Below are 15,116 nucleotides of genomic sequence, written 5' to 3' on the forward strand. Positions count from 1 at the left end.
TCAGAGGGTTAACATGGATCCAAGGAAAATTCAGCTACCAAGGGAGATACACACAGGGCCCGGTGTTATAGAGGATACCGGGAGGATATGCAGGGACCTCAGATTCGAGGGAAGGGTTATGGTGGTGACAGGCCCCAGAACCCTTAAAATTGCCGGTGAAACGGCTATTGAGAGTCTGCAGGATGCTGGATTCGAGGTTGACCAGGTTACGGTTGGGGATGCCACCATGGCCTCGGTGGCCCAGGTCCAGGATGGCCTCAACGGCACCTCCCTTGTGCTCGGTGTGGGTGGGGGTAAGGTCATCGATGTTGCGAAGATGGCCGCCACCCTTGAGGACGTGCACTTCATAAGTGTGCCCACAGCGGCATCCCATGATGGGATAGCCTCCCCCAGGGCATCAATAAGGAACGGTGAGGGCACAGCATCCCTTGAGGCCTCCTCACCCATCGGTGTGATAGCAGATACCGAGGTCATAAGGAAGGCCCCCTTCAGGCTCCTTGCATCTGGCTGTGCAGATATAATATCCAATTACACGGCCATAATGGACTGGAAACTTGCCCACAGGCTTCTTAATGAGAGGTACAGTGAATCAGCAGCAACACTTTCACTCATGACGGCCAAGATGATTATAAACTCCGCCGACGCCATAAAGGAGGGTCTTGAGGAGAGCGCAAGGCTGGCTGTGAAGTCACTCATAAGCAGCGGTATAGCCATAAGCATAGCGGGGAGCAGCAGGCCTGCCAGTGGCTCGGAGCACAAGTTCAGCCACGCCCTTGACATGGTGGCACCTGAACCTGCACTCCACGGTGAACAGTGCGGGGTGGGGACCATAATGATGATGCACCTACACGGCGGGGACTGGAGGTTCATAAGGGATGCCCTGGCAAGGATAAACGCCCCGACAACAGCGGCCGAACTCGGCATCGACCCTGAATACATTATAGAGGCACTTACAGTGGCCCACACCATCAGAAAGGAAAGATACACAATCCTTGGAGACAGAGGTTTAACCCGCGAGGCCGCTGAAAGGCTTGCAAAGATAACGGAAGTGATATGATTGATAACTCTTATCGGTGAAAAACTTGCAAGGAAGGGGTCAAGGTTCCTCTTCTGCGGACCTGCAGAGGAATGTGAGGATTGCAGGTTCAGGTCAACATGCATAGGACCCCTCGAGGAGGGGAGGCTCTACAGGATAACCGATGTTAAGGACAGGTACCAGAGGTGCCCGGTTCATCTTGGGGAGAAGGTGAAGGTGATTGAGGTTGAAAAATCCAATGTTGAGGCACTCATAGACGCTAAGGGAGCATTTGAGGGATCATTGATATCATTTGAGTTTCCTGAATGTGACCTGGAGTGCAGCATGCATGATCTATGTTTCCCCGAGGGTATCCTGGAGGGTGACAGGTGCAGGATTGTAAAAAATCTTGGAAAACCTGGAAAACAGTGTCCTGGCGGTCATGAACTGAGAAGGGTTCTTTTGAAACCCCTGAATAAAAAATGAATGGGAGTTCACAATGGATCTCAAGAGGATGGCCGCCCTAAGGGCGGTTGAGGAAATAAGGGATGGGGATATCGTTGGACTCGGCACCGGTTCAACAACCCACCACTTCATAGTGGAACTTGGAAGGCGCGTCAGGGAGGAGGAACTGGAGGTTATGGGTGTCCCCACATCCTACCAGTCAATGTTCCTTGCAGCAGAATCAGGTATAGGGGTTACAAGTCTTGCAGAACACGACGTTGATGTTGCGGTTGACGGTGCAGATGAGGTGGACCCTCAACTCAACCTTATAAAGGGGGGTGGGGCTGCCCACACACTTGAGAAGATAGTTGACTCATCTGCAGGGCGCTTCATAGTTATAGTGGATGAATCAAAACTTGTTGATAGACTGGGCGCATTTCCCCTCCCTGTTGAGGTCATCCCCGCAGCCTGCAGACCCGTTATGATGAGACTTGAGTCCATGGGTGCCAGTGTAACCCTCAGGTCATGTGAGGGGAAGGACGGCCCCGTTGTAACCGATAACGGCAACTTTGTCCTTGACGCATTATTCGGTGCCATTGATGACCCGGCAGGCCTTGAGGTGGACCTAAACAGTATACCTGGTGTTGTGGAGAACGGTATCTTCGCAGGCCTTGCAGATATGGTTATCGTGGGGACTGCGGGTGGTGTTGAGGTCCTCAGGCCTAAAGGGTGATCGTTACAATATGTGCAAGGGGTATTATGACGGTGGTGGTTGTTTTACCACCCCTTAATTTTAGTTCAAGGCTCAGATAATCGGTTTCAACTCTCTTGACCTCACCGTAGTACGTCTTCCCGGTTATGAGTGTGATGCTGAGGTAGTCACCGATTGCTGATTTCAGTGTATCCCTGAGGTCTGATCCGCACTTCATAATCTAGGGTTTCATCTATTCTTTAATGTATTTTTTGATATGCTTGCTGCGAATCCCGGCTTATCTATTTTTTGTATTTTTTGATAGATCATAGATCTTATGAACTCCTCAGGGACTTCAGTATCCGGGCCGCGCCAAATAGAAGTGTGAGTATAAGGACTATGACGGCCCCTGATGATATATTGAACCAGTAGGAAACCCATAGGCCCAGTATAGCTGCAAAGATGCCTGTGATTGAGGCCTTAACCATGATGTCCCCCATATCGGTACTGAAGTCCCTTGCAACAGCCGCTGGAACCGTGAGCAGTGCCATCACAAGTATTATGCCCGCTGCCTTTATGAGCACAACGACACTTAGGGCCACCAGGGAAAGCAGGTAAAGGTAAAAGGTGTCAGCAGGCACACCAAGGACCTCTGCGTATTCCTCATCGAAGCAGAGTGCCACAAATTCCCTGTTGAAAAGGAGGGCACTTGCTATTATGATGAGGTCAAGGAGGAGCATGGTCCAGAGGTCGGTGCTGCTTACCATGAGGATGTTGCCGAAGAGGTAGCTGAAGAGATCCGGGGCATAACCAGGGCTGAGGTTCACGAATAGTATACCCAGGGCCATACCGGCTGACCAGAGCATGCCTATCGCGGTATCCTCACTTATATCTGTTTTTCTCGTGATTTTACCCATAAGGAGAGCGGCTGCAACGGTGAAGGGGATGGCCGCCGTCACCGGATTCACACCGAGTAGGTACCCCAGCCCCACACCACCGAATGCTGCGTGTGATATACCTCCGCTTATTGAGACTATCCTCTTGGCCACAACGTAGCTTCCAACTATACCGCAGGCTATGCTGACAAGTACCGCTGCAACCACTGCGTTCCTCATGAACTGGTACTGTAGGATCTCAAGCACATCAATCACCCCTCCCTGTGTTCATGGAGCACCCTGTGGGGTATCCCATGTGCGATGAGTTCCACTGGACAGCCATATGCATCTTCAAGGCAGCTGACGGCCTTCTCCACTGTTCCGTGGACGAATAGCCTGTGGTTCAGGCACGCCACACTGTCCACGTGCTGTGCGACCGTCCCGATATCGTGGGATACCAGGATCACCGTCATCCTCTCCCTGAGGTCATCCATGAGGTTGTAGAACGAGGTCCTGAAGGCCAGGTCAACGCTTGCAGTTGGCTCATCAAGGAGGAGAAGATCAGGGTCCCGCACAATGGCCCTTGCAAGGAAAACCCTCTGCAGCTCCCCCCCTGAGAGCTCACCAATTTTTCTATCCCTGTAATCCAGCATCCCCACCATTTCCAGGGATCTGAGGGCCCTTTTTCTATCATCATCTGTATATGCCTCAAATCTCCTGTATGTGCCCATGAGGACTGTCTGGAGGACGTTTATGGGGAAATCTGTTTTGAAGTGACTCCTCTGGGGGAGGTATCCGATCCTTTCCCTGGCATCCTCAGGATTTTCCCCCAGAACCTTCACAGTCCCTGAGGATGGCCTTATCTGTCCTGTTATGAGTTTCAGGAGTGTTGTTTTACCCCCACCGTTGGGTCCGATCACTGCAAGGATTTCACCTTCAGGTACCTCAAGGTTGATGTCCTCAAGTATGGGTCTGCCATTCACCTGGTAATTCACATCCCTCATCTCAACCGCCAGCATTTCCATCACCCCTGAAGCGCCCTGAGTACCTCCTCAATGTTTCTGGTGTAGTTTCCCCCCAGCGGGTCCACGACGGCAACCCTCGCCCCTATCTCGTCTGCAATGAGTTCTGCATTCCTCCTGCTGAACTGTGGTGATACAATTACAACCCTTATGTTCTTCCTTCTGGCATCCTGAATTATCAGTGATAACGTTGCCGGACCGGGTTCCTTTCCCTCCCTTTCAATTGCGACCTGTTTTAACCCGTATTCCCTGCAGAAGTATCCCCAGGCAGGGTGGTAGACCAGTATGCTCTCACCGGTTCTGTTTTTAAGTTCCATTCTGATTCGCATGTCCAGTTCATGCAGCCTTTCAAGGTAGGTGGCAGCGTTTTCCCTGTAGTATCTGCTGTGCTGGGGGTCAATATCCTGGAGCCCCATCAGTGTATTGTTCACCATCACCATTGCGTTTCTGGGTGATGTCCACACATGGGGGTCGTATGGGCTCTCGGCTGATTCATGTGAATCTTCAATGGCTGATGGAATGAACTCTATCCCCTCTGAAGTGTTTATTATCCTCATACTGGGGTTAAGTGTCCTTATTTTATCAAGGTAGTGGTTTTCGAATTCAAGGCCGGATCCAACAATGAAGTATGCTCTGGCCTCTGACACCCTCCTGAGTGTCTCTGGTTCAGGTTCATAGGTGTGGGGATCGGCGCCCTCTGGCACCAGGACAACCACCTCTGCCCGGTCCCCTGCAACTGCCTCCACAAACTCCTTCTGGGGCATTACTGTAACCGCCACAATCAGTTTTCCCTGCCGCGGCTCATCTGATGCCTCTGATGTGAAGACGTACATTCCAGCCACGGAGAGTATGGTTATAAGTGCGATTGCACCTATCTTCCATCTTTCCATCCAACCACCCATTCAATCTATGTCCCTGAAAACATATAAAAATTGTTAATATTTGGAAGATAATTTAATAAATTTTAGCATAAAGTATATAAATTCTTATTAAAATAGAGTTATCCATGGTTGTGGTCAGTGTTTCACTCAGTGAAAAGCTCCTCGCGGAGATAGATGCACTGAGGGATGAGATGGGATTCTCAGGGAGATCTGATGTTATAAGAGTTGCTGCAAAGCTTCTGATAGATGAGAAAAGAAACATGCAGGAATTGAGGGGAGATATAAACGCGGTTCTCTTTCTAATACATCATAGAAATGCCGAGGACATGGTCACAGAGATAAAACATGACTATGAGGATATAATCAGCACCCAGATACACAGTCACCTCAAGGATGGGAAGTGCCTTGAACTCTTCATAATTGAGGGAGAGTCCTCAAGGGTGAGGGACCTCACAGAGAGGTTCATTGCCTGCGGGAGAATGGCCCACATAAAGCTCTTCACGTTCTGATTTCTGGTATACTTAAAAAAGGAGAATAAGATTTGTTCAGGGCCTGTATTCGTGGCTGAATCCTGCGTCGTAGAGCTTGGAGGCTCTGAACTCCCCTGGATCGAGAACCCTTCCCACGATTATCATGGCAGTTTTTTTTATACCTGCCTCACGTACCTTCATGGATATATCTGCCAGCGTGCCCCTCACAATCTCCTCATCAGGCCAGGAGGCTCTTTTAACGACGGCAACGGGGGTGTCAGGTGGGTAGTGATTCATCAGCCTCTCTGCAACGTCCCCTATCATGTGGACACCCAGGAATATGCACATGGTTGAACCGTGTCTTGCAAGCTCTTCGAGGCTCTCTGAAGGCGGCACAGGTGTTCTCCCGGCAGGACGTGTTATTATGACTGTCTGAGAAATCTCAGGGAGTGTAAGTTCGGCCCCCAGGGCGGCTGCGGCTGCAAAAACGGAACTGACGCCGGGTATAACACTGTATGGAATTCCTTTCTCATCAAGAACCCTCATCTGCTCCCTGATGGCCCCATAAATAGAGGGGTCTCCTGTGTGAACCCTCGCCACGGTTTTACCGGCCCTGCAGGCATTCACCATGATTTCTGTTATCTCCTCGAGGTCCATATGGGCGCTGTTGTGGACCTCTGCACCTGGCGCGTATTCCAGGATCTTTCTGTTTACAAGTGAACCGGCGTATATCACAACATCGGACCTTTCAAGAACCCGTATGGCCTTCAGTGTTATGAGTTCAGGGTCCCCTGGACCTGCACCTATGAATACAACCTCACCTGCAACCTTTTCATTAACTTCAGGGTTTTCTGTACCTTTCAGATTATCATCTCCTCTCCATTATTCAGGGTTTACGTCGGGGGTATTGATGACCCTGTGGATCCCCCTCATGGCCGCGGGTTTATCATTTCTATGGCACCGTGGGGACATTCCCTGGCGCACCTCTCACAGGCACCGCAGGAGAAGGGATCCACCTCTGCAGTCACACTCCTCCTTATGGTATTCATGGATAACCTGACAAGGGGGCAGACATCCATGCAGAGGAAGCCACAGTCCTCTCCCAGGCATTCCTGGGGGTTCACGCGGGCATGAACCCCGGGCACACCGGCAGCCCTCTTGAAGGCCTCCCTTGTGAGGTAACCTGCAACGTGGAGGTGTGTATCCCCCAGTGCAGGGTCAGCTTCCATGGATGCCAGGCAGGGGTAGTTGTGGAATCCTTCACCTGCAGCCACATCCACCTCATGGAGGGGAACACCCCTTATCCTCTCTGCAACGTAGAAGGTGGAACCACAGGGGGCGCTTCTTTTAACCCTGACCGCAAGGACACTCTCCTTCACATCCATCTCCACCTCAGGCTTCCCGAATCCTGATGCAAATGAGTCAATGAAGGGATTTCCTGTAGTATCAAGTGAACAGAAGGGTGATGGGAAGACGGCTGATTCAACCATCCCGGAAATTTCAGATTTAAGGCCTTCAGGAAGCTGACCTGGCGCATGGGATTCCACTATGATGGCCTTCGATCCCGATTCAACGGCTATTTCAGCTGCTACAAGGTTAAGGTCACCGAAGAGCCCCGCAGCAACTGTGAGATCTGCATCAGGGATTTCTGGGGGAAGAAGTGATGAGGGATCATCCAGAAATTCACCAGAATAGTCATCATAATCAAATACAGCCACTATGTCCGGTGCCAGCCCATGGGAGGCGACGGTATTCACCACCCTGGCGCCGTATTCTCCACAGGCCACCATTATGATCCTCATGGAAGCACACCTATCTGTAGAACAGTATGTATGCAACCACCATGAGGATCAGGGCAAGCACAACCCCTGTGATGGCCATGTTTCTGTCGCTGCCAAAGATTATGGGCACGGGCCCTATCATTACAACTCCCGCGGCCTTAACCTCCCCCTTATCCCTTGTCTGGGAGGCGCTGAGGGCTCCTCCAATGAATGTTAAGAGTATGCCTGTGATTATAAGGATTACTCCGGCGGTTATGAGAATCTCTCCCCTCATAATATCCTCCACTGAATTGTTGTACTCATATTATCTGGTGTATCTGGTCTTACAGCTATAATCCTCATTTTATTTAAGTGGTATGTCATGTGTCAGTGGCTGCTAAACCCATGTCTCTGAATGAAATAAATGGCCGGTGATTTTACTCTGGCTCCACGTATTCAATGGACACGCATTCCCAGGGCTGGACCTCAGTATTTATTGTTGCGTAGAGTTCCATATCAGTGTGCCTGAAGAGGTCCTCACAGCTGAAACTGAGGTCGGGCGATACCTTAACCGGGTAGATCCTCCCCCTGTTACTCTTTACGATTATCTCTCCCTCTCTGCTTATACCTATCACAAGCTGTTTTATTTCATTTGCCATATTAAATCCTCCAGCTCCTATACTAATCTGAAAGACCACCTACATAAATCTGGATGACGTGAATTCTGTGATGCAGAACGGACCCCGAAATTTTTGTCAGCATAATAATCTCATAGCAGACGGTACTCGACCCTATGGCCCCTCTTTCTTCTTTCAATGAGTTCCATGTCAACCATCTCATCAAGGAGGCCGTCATCGGCCACAATCTCATCTCCGGGGGTCCATGAGGGTTCCTCTGCGAGCCTATCATAGACCTCAAGAAGGGACTTTATCCTCTCAAGGACATCTTGATTAACATCCAGGCCCTCTATTTCCCCCTTTATCCGGCGGGCGGTCTCTCTGAGTGTTTCTTCATCTGCGCTGGGAATGATGCATAGGACTCTGACCTCATTTCTCAGGAAGTACTGGCCCCTGTGAACACTGAATGTGTCCCTCTGGATTATAAGGCCACCGGCATCCTCAACAAATTCCTCAAGTTCATGGAAGTTATGGGGTCCCCCTGTGAAGACCACTAGGGAATACATGTAAGTGTTTATGTGCATCAAACTATATCTATACACCAGTTAGTAATATTTATATACAAAAATTTATTAATTATCCTCATGGATAAACATGGTGTTCTGGCAGCTGACGCCGTAGTATCAACCTTTTTCATGGTTCTGCTTTTATCCACCATGGTTGCCATTGCAGGTTCAAGGATTGATGGTGTTCACCATGAGCAGGGACTTCTTGAACTCCGCATACTCATGGATGATGTGGCATGTGCCGTTGACCTTGCAGTTGCAGGGGGCCCGGGCCGTGAAGTTGTTGTTGAGCTCCCTCCCCGTCTCAACCACACATCAGCTTACAGGTTGAGGATCAACTCAACAGGGGTCTATGGCTGGGCGGATGGTTACAGGGGATTCTCAGATATATGCCCTGTTCTCATTGTGGACTCAAAGGGGAACCCTGCATCAATTAACCTTGAGGCAGGCAGGAAATACTCAATAAGGAACACCTGCAGGAATAACAGGACCCTTATCATGGTCTCGGAGGTGAGACTTTGAGGTTGGATGTATCTAGGAGTCCCTGGGCTTCATCTGTGACAAATTTGAGGCCAGGTCATATCTATGGCTGCACCGGAGGGCAGGTACCCATTGAGTACCTGCTACTTACAGGTGCCGGGCTCCTCATTGCCACACTCATAGCGGTTCAGGCTGGAATGCAGCTTGAACTCATGGCGGCCCATTCGGCTGCAAAAACAGGGGCCCTGGAGGGGGTTACGACTGACACCCTTGCAGTCTACCCTGCTGTTACCTTTGAGGAGTACCAGAATCAGAAACCAGTCCTCCTGCAGCCGTCTGATGTCAGGGTTCTCAGGGTTGAGCTGATTGATGAGGGCTACAACAGCACATACGGGCGGAGGAAGTTCCGTCTGAGGGCATGGCTCTCTGGCCCACCTATGGAGTCTTCCCTGAGGGAGTCCCTCTCTGATAGGGTGAACTTCTGCATGAGGAGATCCATCTCACGGACCTTCAGGACAGAGAACCTGACCGGCACCTACCACAACCCTGCCCTTTCAGATCACTACGTTTTCACAACGTCTGAGGCGGTATGGCTTCCTCCTTAAATTACACCAAGCCAGATGTAAACTGATATAAAGGGTTAACAACATAATTAAACTGTAATACTCATCGCCGGGAACACTTCCTGATACCGGTTACCGAGTCACTGGGGTGTATTGATGGCCAAAACAAAGAAGGAAAAACTGGATGATGTGCTCTCTGCTTTTATGCAGGTCGGTCAGATAAGGGCTGCGGGTATTGTTTCAAAGGAAGGGCTACTTATAAACGCACGGACACCTCCAGATGTTGATGCCAGGATATTCTCAGCCCTATGTTCAACCATAATGGGTGCTGCAGAGGCGGCATCAGGGCAGATGAACACTGGCGGCGTTTCTGAGATAACCGTGAGAACCGAGAAGGGTATAATCATTCTCAAACCTGCAGGTGAGAAGGCCATATTCACGGCCCTGGCAGAACCGGAGGCACAACTTGGTCTGCTGCTCTTTGAAATGGATTCAAGGGCAGCGCAGGTTGATGAAATTCTAAGGGAGATGTGAACATGAAGAGGACTTACATCCCGAAACTCGACGACCTCCTGGGCGGTGGAGTGAGGGAGGGGGCTTCTGTGATGTTCTCGGCATCCCCCGGAGTGGACTATGAGGCATTCGGTTACCAGATGCTCAACGGGCGCCTTGATGAAGGTGAGAAGGGATTTATATTCACCAACGTTGAGGAACCTGAGAGCATAATATATGAATTCAGATCCTATGGCTGGGACATCGAGCCCCACATTGAGAATGGGGACATGTTCTTTGTTGATGGAAGTTCACCCTTCCTTGGAATGCCATCAGAGGAACGTTACACTGTCAGTGATTACTCAGAGATAAAGGAAACAGTTCTGAGTGCAATAGAGGATATTCCTGGTGGTGTGGGAGTAATAAACTGTCTCTCTGTAATAATAGATTACTTGGGGAACGGTGACACCCTTGAAATTGTAGAGACATGGAACAGGAGGGCCTCTGAACTGGATGTCAACCTTGTCTACCTCTTCACTGAATGGGACTATGAGAGGGAGCTTATGGATAAACTGAGATCACTCATGGACTGTGTCATTGACCTGAGGACCATTGAGGAGAGGGTCATAATAGGGCAGGGGTTCATGGTTGCCCATTCTGACTGGTCCAAGCCCCCTGAAACCATGGTCCTCTTCTTTGTTGTACAGCCCGGTGGCGTTAAGGTCTATGTGCCCAAGATACTGGTGACGGGCCCCTACAATTCAGGGAAATCCACATTCGTAAAGTCAATATCCACAAAAGCAGTTTCTGTTGACAGAAAGGCCCTGTCGGCGTTCCCGACAACCATTGCAATGGACATAGGGCACCTCGAGTATAAGGGCTTCATGGCGGATATCTTCGGTACACCAGGACAGGAGAGATTCGACCTCATACTGGATGTCCTCTCAAGGGAGGCTGTAGGGGCATTCATACTGGTGGACTCAACCGCACCTGAAACCTTCGCCAGGGCCAAGGAGATGATAAGAAAGACAAGGGCAGAGGCGATACCTAAGGTTGTGGTTGCCAATAAACAGGACCTTCCAGGTGCACTATCACCTGAGGATATAAGAGCTAGGATGAAGCTTGGAGGTGATGTCCCCATAATACCTGTTTCACTCAAAGAGGGATGGGGAGTGAAGGAAGCACTTGAAACCCTCCTTGGACTTCTCTATGGTGGTTAAATGATTGTTAAAATTCCCTCAGGAATAAGGGGTCTTGATGAGCTTATTGGTGGTGGGGCGATCCCTGAAAATACTGTTACACTTGTCTATGGGCCCCCGAAGGTTGGTAAATCCATATTCAGTTATGGTTTCACGGAGGGGGTGCTGAGAGGGGTGAACCCTGTCTCTATATATCCACAGACTATGGTCTGGCGGACCTTAAGAGGAACATGCAGGTTCTTGGTATGGATGCTGAGAGCTACATGGAGAATGAACTTCTATATGTGATAGACGCGATATCAAGCATCTCAGGGCCGGCATCTGATGCTGGCAACACCTACCTCTCATCATCTGTGCATAACCCCACCGATATAATGGTGAAGCTGGGGGTTGCCATAAGGAACATAACTGCAGGCTACAGCATGTTCAGGTCTGTCCTGGACTCCCTCACAACGCTAATGGCATTCAATGATGAGCTGCTGATAGTCCGAGTCCTCACAGCATACATAATAAGGATCAAGGACGCCGGTGGAACCGCCATTGTCACCTACACCGAGGGATCAGCAGACCCCAAGGTTGAGACCATGCTCAAGGCAGTTGTGGATAACATAATACACCTCGATGGATCTGAACTTACAGTTGAGGCCATGATAGGGGTCGGAAGGGCCAGCGCCCCCTACACCATAGACGATAAGGGCCTTAAGGTCAACCCATGAGGGATATCATGAGTGAGAACTACACCACCGGTATAGCTGGACTTGATGATATCCTGGGTGAACTGGAGCCTGGTTCAGTCATGCTGGTCACGGGGCCCCCCAAGGCAGGCAAATCTGTACTTGCAACGGAGTTCATCTACAGAGGACTCCAGGCCGGAACCCCGTGCCTTTTCATAGCAGCGGAATACGGCTACAGGGACCTGCAGAGGAACACGATGGCCTTTAACTGGTTCATCCAGACATTCAGTGATAAGCTTCATGTAATCGATCTTCCAACCGGACTTGGGGGTGGTAAACCCCAGGATTCAGGAAACATAAGGTATTCAGCCCTTCAGAACACCACAGACCTCATGGTAAAGGTTGGTATAGCTACAAGGAGCCTCTACCAGGAGTCTGGAATATTTCTTTCAGCCTTTGACTCTGCATCAATTCTACTGGCATTCAACCCCCCGCGGCTTGTGCTCAGGGTGCTCAAGGCCTACAATAACCGTGTGAGGGAGGCCAATGGAATAGCACTGGTGGCATACACAGAGGGGGTTGCGGATCCAGAAATAGAGAAGGGGGTCCCTGAACTCTTTGATGTGCACATCCGCATGGATGGCTCCATGATATCTGCCAGGACCCCCACAGGGACCAGGGAGGCGCCCTACAGGATAAGTGAACAGGGTCTTCTGGTGGGCTGATCTGGATCCTGAGGCCCTCCTTTACCTTGCGGAAGCTATTGCATGTGTTCATTAAACTGCTGATCTTGATCAGAAGGTCTATTTACTGATAGATATTTAAATTACGATTTCCATATTTTATTATAATATCAGGGGCTGTGACGATGATATTAACCATTCTGAGCATATTTGATTTTCTCAAGGGAGATGAGGGTGGCGAATCACTGGAGAAGTACCTGCGTAAACTTGAGGAACTCCTTGAGGAGGAATTTGACACCCTCATAAGGATAGCCAGCTTTTATGCTGATGAAGGGGATAGCAGTGAGGCACTTGATTACCTTGAAAGGGCCTACAAGGTAGCCTCTGACATGAATGACGAGGAGCTCATGGCATTTGCCCTCGACTCCATGGGTGACGTCTACCTCAGTGATAGAAAAATCAAGACTGCAATGGAGTACTTTAAGGAGGCGCTCCGGATTTATAACTCTGTTAACTCACCACTCAGAAAGGATCTCAGGGAGAAGATCAAGGAGGTCGAAAAGATCAGGGAGGCCATAGATATAGCAAGCCTCAACCGCCTCCAGGAGGAGGCCGAACCTGAGATGGCAGAGGTGGATCTCGGTGCCATTGAGCCATTCCTGGACAGACTCGTCGAAAGGGTTGAATCACTTACAATGTACCAGTCACAGTCCTATGAGGACTCCATATCCCAGATAAGGGAGGCCTACCAGATTGCAAGGGATATTGGCGATACAGCCACAGAGGCGTCATTGCTCCTGCTCCTGGGGGCCTATTCACTTAAAAATGAGGACTTCAGCGAGTCAAGGAAGTACCTTAAGAAGGCCGAGGATCTTTTCAGAAATACAAACAATGATATGGGACTTGCCGTTGCAATGGTCCTCATGGGGGTCCTCGACTTCATAGAGAACAACCCTGAGGGTGTTGCATCAGCTTTCAGGGGGGCTGTTGAAATCTTCCAGAAACTGGATGAGAGGGAGATGGAGTCCGTGACCCTTGAGCTCCTCAACAAACTCTACAGTTTCTGAGGCCAGAAAAGCAGATAATCTTCTCTGAGGTGCTCCTCAGGCCCTAAAGCCCCTGAAGGATAACTTTGTACCTTAACACTTGGGTTTCTAAAGTTTCTCATTATAGAAATTCTTAGAATGGGTCCAGAGGGAGTATGAATGCAAGTAGAACCCCAAGGGCCCCGAAGAATACTCCAATCGACCACACTATCATCACAACCCTCTTCTCGGTCATGGGCCTTCTAAGTATCCACCTTATGAGGGAGTTGAATCCCTCAGGTGGAGCTATGAGTTTACCGTCCTCTGAGATTTCTGTGGGCCTGTGCCTGTGCCTCTCAACGACACCTGCACTGTAGAACTTCAGGAGGCCATCTATGATGTTGGGGAGGAGGACTATGAGTGCTATTATCTTGATCCTACCTATGAATGCAACGGAGGCTATGCAGGCCCCTATTATCAGGGTTCCAACATCCCCAGGGAATACCCTTGATGGGTACCTGTTGTAGATGAGGAACGCCAGGAGGGCCCCCAGCATCGCCATGGTTATTATGGAGACATTGTATTTGCCCATTATGATACATGAGGCGGTAAGGGCCGTCATTGCAATTGATCCAAGGCCAGATTCAATACCATTCAGGCCAGCAAGCATGTTTGTGAGGTTTGATGCTATTGAGACTGCAATGGGCATCATGATCATATAGAGTATTCCAACATTGGGGGGAGCCACCCATATTATGGGGAGACTCGCAAGAAATAGAAGGAAGAGTTTTTCACGTGATGATAGCCTCACAAGGTCATCAACCATCCCCACTATACCCACTAGTAGTATCACAAGGAGTGTCACCATGAGTTCGTAGTGGAGGCGGGGGAAGAAGTACATACCGAGAAACATTCCTATCGTGAACCCAAAGAGTATCCCGATACCACCCATCTCTGCGACGATGGGCTTTGAGATTTTATGTATGTCGTTTCCAACGACGTTGGCATCCTTAAGCTTACTTATGAGCCTTGGCATAACGGTATATGTTGATGTAAATGAGATGATACAGCAGATTATTGATACGATAAGTACAGATGAATATTCAGGTGTAAAGTTCAGAACCATAAAATCACCGGATTTATCTTATACTATTTATTTAACTGCATAAGTTCGTTTATAAATTTTCAGATAATCAGCCATTCTTGAGTATATAGTATACTGTTCTGAGGGGTATCCCCAGCTCCTCAGAAATCTTTCTGGCTGGAACGCCCTTTCTGGTCATTTCACGGACCCTGAGGCGCGTGTTCTTGTCATACTTCCTTTTCTTACCCCTCTTCAGTTTCATATCGCCCTTGAGGTAGTAGACAGTCTTCAGGGGTATATCTGTGATACCCGAAATTTGTTTGGGGGTTTTACCCTCCCTTAAAAGGTTCTGCACCATCTTAACGTCCTTTTCTGTGTACTTCCGGGGTCTCCCGATTCTCTTAACGGGTTCAACCTCCACTCCAAGTTCCTCAAGGGCCTCAAGATACCTCTTTGATGTACGGTGATAGAGGCTTATGGGGCATGTGATCTTCTTGAGGTCAGGGTTCTTCTCAAGGATCTCAATTATCCGCCTTGAAGTGAGAGGCTGATTTAAATGGACTTTCTCTGCCATA

At 49.6% G+C, this 15,116-nt stretch carries 23 protein-coding genes; 12 read left to right on the top strand and 11 right to left on the bottom strand.

Features of this window, described 5'->3' with window-relative positions; genetic code table 11:
• Positions 1–13: 13 nt before the first annotated feature.
• The 3 genes from FVF72_RS08515 to rpiA are packed head-to-tail and all read left to right on the top strand — an operon-like array spanning position 14 to position 2,192.
• Complete coding sequence (locus FVF72_RS08515; RefSeq protein ID WP_147671857.1) at positions 14–1,057, top strand: NAD(P)-dependent glycerol-1-phosphate dehydrogenase; 1,044 nt, start codon at positions 14–16, stop codon at positions 1,055–1,057.
• Positions 1,058–1,501, top strand: a complete 444-nt coding sequence (locus tag FVF72_RS08520) for a UPF0179 family protein (RefSeq protein WP_147671858.1) — start codon at positions 1,058–1,060, stop codon at positions 1,499–1,501.
• Between the two features lie 13 nt (positions 1,502–1,514).
• Complete coding sequence (rpiA, locus tag FVF72_RS08525) at positions 1,515–2,192, top strand: ribose-5-phosphate isomerase RpiA (RefSeq protein ID WP_147671859.1); 678 nt, start codon at positions 1,515–1,517, stop codon at positions 2,190–2,192.
• Here the strand turns inward: rpiA and FVF72_RS08530 are convergent.
• The 4 genes from FVF72_RS08530 to FVF72_RS08545 all read right to left on the bottom strand — a co-directional run bounded on the left by FVF72_RS08530 (position 2,182) and on the right by FVF72_RS08545 (position 4,937).
• Complete coding sequence (locus FVF72_RS08530) at positions 2,182–2,388, bottom strand: hypothetical protein (protein WP_013295805.1); 207 nt, start codon at positions 2,386–2,388, stop codon at positions 2,182–2,184. The genes rpiA and FVF72_RS08530 overlap by 11 nt on opposite strands.
• Before the next feature lie 97 nt (positions 2,389–2,485).
• On the bottom strand, positions 2,486–3,292 hold the full coding sequence (locus tag FVF72_RS08535; RefSeq protein ID WP_147671860.1) for a metal ABC transporter permease: 807 nt from the start codon (positions 3,290–3,292) through the stop codon (positions 2,486–2,488).
• Between the two features lie 5 nt (positions 3,293–3,297).
• Entirely contained in the window at positions 3,298–4,044 is a 747-nt protein-coding gene (locus FVF72_RS08540) for a metal ABC transporter ATP-binding protein (RefSeq protein ID WP_147671861.1), read from the bottom strand.
• A 5-nt stretch (positions 4,045–4,049) separates the two neighbouring features.
• Positions 4,050–4,937, bottom strand: a complete 888-nt coding sequence (locus FVF72_RS08545) for a metal ABC transporter solute-binding protein, Zn/Mn family (RefSeq protein WP_255503709.1) — start codon at positions 4,935–4,937, stop codon at positions 4,050–4,052.
• Between the two features lie 116 nt (positions 4,938–5,053).
• Between FVF72_RS08545 and FVF72_RS08550 the strand changes: the two genes are divergently transcribed.
• Positions 5,054–5,437: a CopG family ribbon-helix-helix protein gene (locus tag FVF72_RS08550; protein WP_147671863.1), complete on the top strand. Its 384-nt coding sequence runs from the start codon at positions 5,054–5,056 to the stop codon at positions 5,435–5,437.
• 36 nt (positions 5,438–5,473) lie between these two features.
• Here the strand turns inward: FVF72_RS08550 and cobM are convergent, their stop codons facing one another.
• The 5 genes from cobM to FVF72_RS08575 all read right to left on the bottom strand — a co-directional run bounded on the left by cobM (position 5,474) and on the right by FVF72_RS08575 (position 8,341).
• Positions 5,474–6,205 (bottom strand): precorrin-4 C(11)-methyltransferase, encoded by a 732-nt coding sequence (cobM, locus tag FVF72_RS08555; RefSeq protein ID WP_187239677.1) that lies wholly within the window; start codon positions 6,203–6,205, stop codon positions 5,474–5,476.
• Positions 6,206–6,327: 122 nt separating this feature from the next.
• Entirely contained in the window at positions 6,328–7,200 is an 873-nt protein-coding gene (locus FVF72_RS08560) for a DUF166 domain-containing protein (protein ID WP_013295799.1), read from the bottom strand.
• A 10-nt stretch (positions 7,201–7,210) separates the two neighbouring features.
• Positions 7,211–7,453: a TIGR00304 family protein gene (locus FVF72_RS08565; protein WP_013295798.1), complete on the bottom strand. Its 243-nt coding sequence runs from the start codon at positions 7,451–7,453 to the stop codon at positions 7,211–7,213.
• A 142-nt stretch (positions 7,454–7,595) separates the two neighbouring features.
• Entirely contained in the window at positions 7,596–7,817 is a 222-nt protein-coding gene (locus tag FVF72_RS08570; RefSeq protein WP_013295797.1) for a hypothetical protein, read from the bottom strand.
• Between the two features lie 110 nt (positions 7,818–7,927).
• Positions 7,928–8,341: a methyl-coenzyme M reductase family protein gene (locus FVF72_RS08575; RefSeq protein ID WP_242451127.1), complete on the bottom strand. Its 414-nt coding sequence runs from the start codon at positions 8,339–8,341 to the stop codon at positions 7,928–7,930.
• Positions 8,342–8,419: 78 nt separating this feature from the next.
• Here FVF72_RS08575 and FVF72_RS08580 point away from each other — a divergent pair, with 78 nt between their 5' ends.
• The 8 genes from FVF72_RS08580 (at position 8,420) to FVF72_RS08610 (ending at position 13,499) form a co-directional block, all read left to right on the top strand.
• Positions 8,420–8,863: a hypothetical protein gene (locus FVF72_RS08580; RefSeq protein WP_242451126.1), complete on the top strand. Its 444-nt coding sequence runs from the start codon at positions 8,420–8,422 to the stop codon at positions 8,861–8,863.
• A complete protein-coding gene (locus tag FVF72_RS08585; RefSeq protein ID WP_013295794.1) occupies positions 8,860–9,426 on the top strand; it encodes a hypothetical protein in 567 nt (188 codons plus the stop codon). Before FVF72_RS08580 ends, FVF72_RS08585 begins: the two co-directional genes overlap by 4 nt.
• Positions 9,427–9,540: 114 nt before the next feature.
• Positions 9,541–9,918, top strand: a complete 378-nt coding sequence (locus tag FVF72_RS08590) for a roadblock/LC7 domain-containing protein (RefSeq protein ID WP_013295793.1) — start codon at positions 9,541–9,543, stop codon at positions 9,916–9,918.
• Between the two features lie 2 nt (positions 9,919–9,920).
• Positions 9,921–11,096 carry an ATPase domain-containing protein gene (locus FVF72_RS08595; RefSeq protein WP_147671868.1) on the top strand — a complete coding sequence of 392 codons (1,176 nt, stop codon included), beginning with the start codon at positions 9,921–9,923 and terminating at the stop codon, positions 11,094–11,096.
• Entirely contained in the window at positions 11,097–11,363 is a 267-nt protein-coding gene (locus FVF72_RS09450) for an ATPase domain-containing protein (RefSeq protein ID WP_255503711.1), read from the top strand.
• Entirely contained in the window at positions 11,285–11,791 is a 507-nt protein-coding gene (locus FVF72_RS08600) for an ATPase domain-containing protein (RefSeq protein WP_255503825.1), read from the top strand. Before FVF72_RS09450 ends, FVF72_RS08600 begins: the two co-directional genes overlap by 79 nt.
• Positions 11,788–12,474 (top strand): RAD55 family ATPase, encoded by a 687-nt coding sequence (locus FVF72_RS08605; protein ID WP_255503712.1) that lies wholly within the window; start codon positions 11,788–11,790, stop codon positions 12,472–12,474. Before FVF72_RS08600 ends, FVF72_RS08605 begins: the two co-directional genes overlap by 4 nt.
• A gap of 143 nt (positions 12,475–12,617) precedes the next feature.
• Positions 12,618–13,499: a tetratricopeptide repeat protein gene (locus FVF72_RS08610; protein ID WP_147671869.1), complete on the top strand. Its 882-nt coding sequence runs from the start codon at positions 12,618–12,620 to the stop codon at positions 13,497–13,499.
• A 112-nt stretch (positions 13,500–13,611) separates the two neighbouring features.
• On the opposite strand, the gene FVF72_RS08615 is transcribed toward FVF72_RS08610, so the two are convergent.
• Together FVF72_RS08615 and FVF72_RS08620 are read right to left on the bottom strand one after the other, a co-directional pair.
• A complete protein-coding gene (locus FVF72_RS08615; protein ID WP_147671870.1) occupies positions 13,612–14,583 on the bottom strand; it encodes a glycosyltransferase 4 family protein in 972 nt (323 codons plus the stop codon).
• A gap of 67 nt (positions 14,584–14,650) precedes the next feature.
• Positions 14,651–15,115: a DUF1699 family protein gene (locus tag FVF72_RS08620; RefSeq protein ID WP_147671871.1), complete on the bottom strand. Its 465-nt coding sequence runs from the start codon at positions 15,113–15,115 to the stop codon at positions 14,651–14,653.
• Between the last annotated feature and the right edge of the window lies 1 nt (position 15,116).

The sequence above is a fragment of the Methanothermobacter sp. KEPCO-1 genome (assembly GCF_008033705.1).
Lineage (GTDB): Archaea > Methanobacteriota > Methanobacteria > Methanobacteriales > Methanothermobacteraceae > Methanothermobacter > Methanothermobacter marburgensis.

Excerpts from the sequence above, each read along its gene's own strand:
- FVF72_RS08515 (WP_147671857.1), top strand. The coding sequence starts at position 14 with ATGGATCCAAGGAAAATTCAGCTACCAAGGGAGATACACACAGGGCCC.
- rpiA (WP_147671859.1), top strand. The coding sequence starts at position 1,515 with ATGGATCTCAAGAGGATGGCCGCCCTAAGGGCGGTTGAGGAAATAAGG.
- FVF72_RS08530 (WP_013295805.1), bottom strand. The coding sequence starts at position 2,388 with ATGAAGTGCGGATCAGACCTCAGGGATACACTGAAATCAGCAATCGGT.
- FVF72_RS08540 (WP_147671861.1), bottom strand. The coding sequence starts at position 4,044 with ATGCTGGCGGTTGAGATGAGGGATGTGAATTACCAGGTGAATGGCAGA.
- FVF72_RS08545 (WP_255503709.1), bottom strand. The coding sequence starts at position 4,937 with ATGGAAAGATGGAAGATAGGTGCAATCGCACTTATAACCATACTCTCC.
- FVF72_RS08550 (WP_147671863.1), top strand. The coding sequence starts at position 5,054 with ATGGTTGTGGTCAGTGTTTCACTCAGTGAAAAGCTCCTCGCGGAGATA.
- FVF72_RS08560 (WP_013295799.1), bottom strand. The coding sequence starts at position 7,200 with ATGAGGATCATAATGGTGGCCTGTGGAGAATACGGCGCCAGGGTGGTG.
- FVF72_RS08565 (WP_013295798.1), bottom strand. The coding sequence starts at position 7,453 with ATGAGGGGAGAGATTCTCATAACCGCCGGAGTAATCCTTATAATCACA.
- FVF72_RS08570 (WP_013295797.1), bottom strand. The coding sequence starts at position 7,817 with ATGGCAAATGAAATAAAACAGCTTGTGATAGGTATAAGCAGAGAGGGA.
- FVF72_RS08575 (WP_242451127.1), bottom strand. The coding sequence starts at position 8,341 with ATGTATTCCCTAGTGGTCTTCACAGGGGGACCCCATAACTTCCATGAA.
- FVF72_RS08580 (WP_242451126.1), top strand. The coding sequence starts at position 8,420 with ATGGATAAACATGGTGTTCTGGCAGCTGACGCCGTAGTATCAACCTTT.
- FVF72_RS08590 (WP_013295793.1), top strand. The coding sequence starts at position 9,541 with ATGGCCAAAACAAAGAAGGAAAAACTGGATGATGTGCTCTCTGCTTTT.
- FVF72_RS08595 (WP_147671868.1), top strand. The coding sequence starts at position 9,921 with ATGAAGAGGACTTACATCCCGAAACTCGACGACCTCCTGGGCGGTGGA.
- FVF72_RS09450 (WP_255503711.1), top strand. The coding sequence starts at position 11,097 with ATGATTGTTAAAATTCCCTCAGGAATAAGGGGTCTTGATGAGCTTATT.
- FVF72_RS08605 (WP_255503712.1), top strand. The coding sequence starts at position 11,788 with ATGAGGGATATCATGAGTGAGAACTACACCACCGGTATAGCTGGACTT.
- FVF72_RS08610 (WP_147671869.1), top strand. The coding sequence starts at position 12,618 with ATGATATTAACCATTCTGAGCATATTTGATTTTCTCAAGGGAGATGAG.
- FVF72_RS08615 (WP_147671870.1), bottom strand. The coding sequence starts at position 14,583 with ATGGTTCTGAACTTTACACCTGAATATTCATCTGTACTTATCGTATCA.
- FVF72_RS08620 (WP_147671871.1), bottom strand. The coding sequence starts at position 15,115 with ATGGCAGAGAAAGTCCATTTAAATCAGCCTCTCACTTCAAGGCGGATA.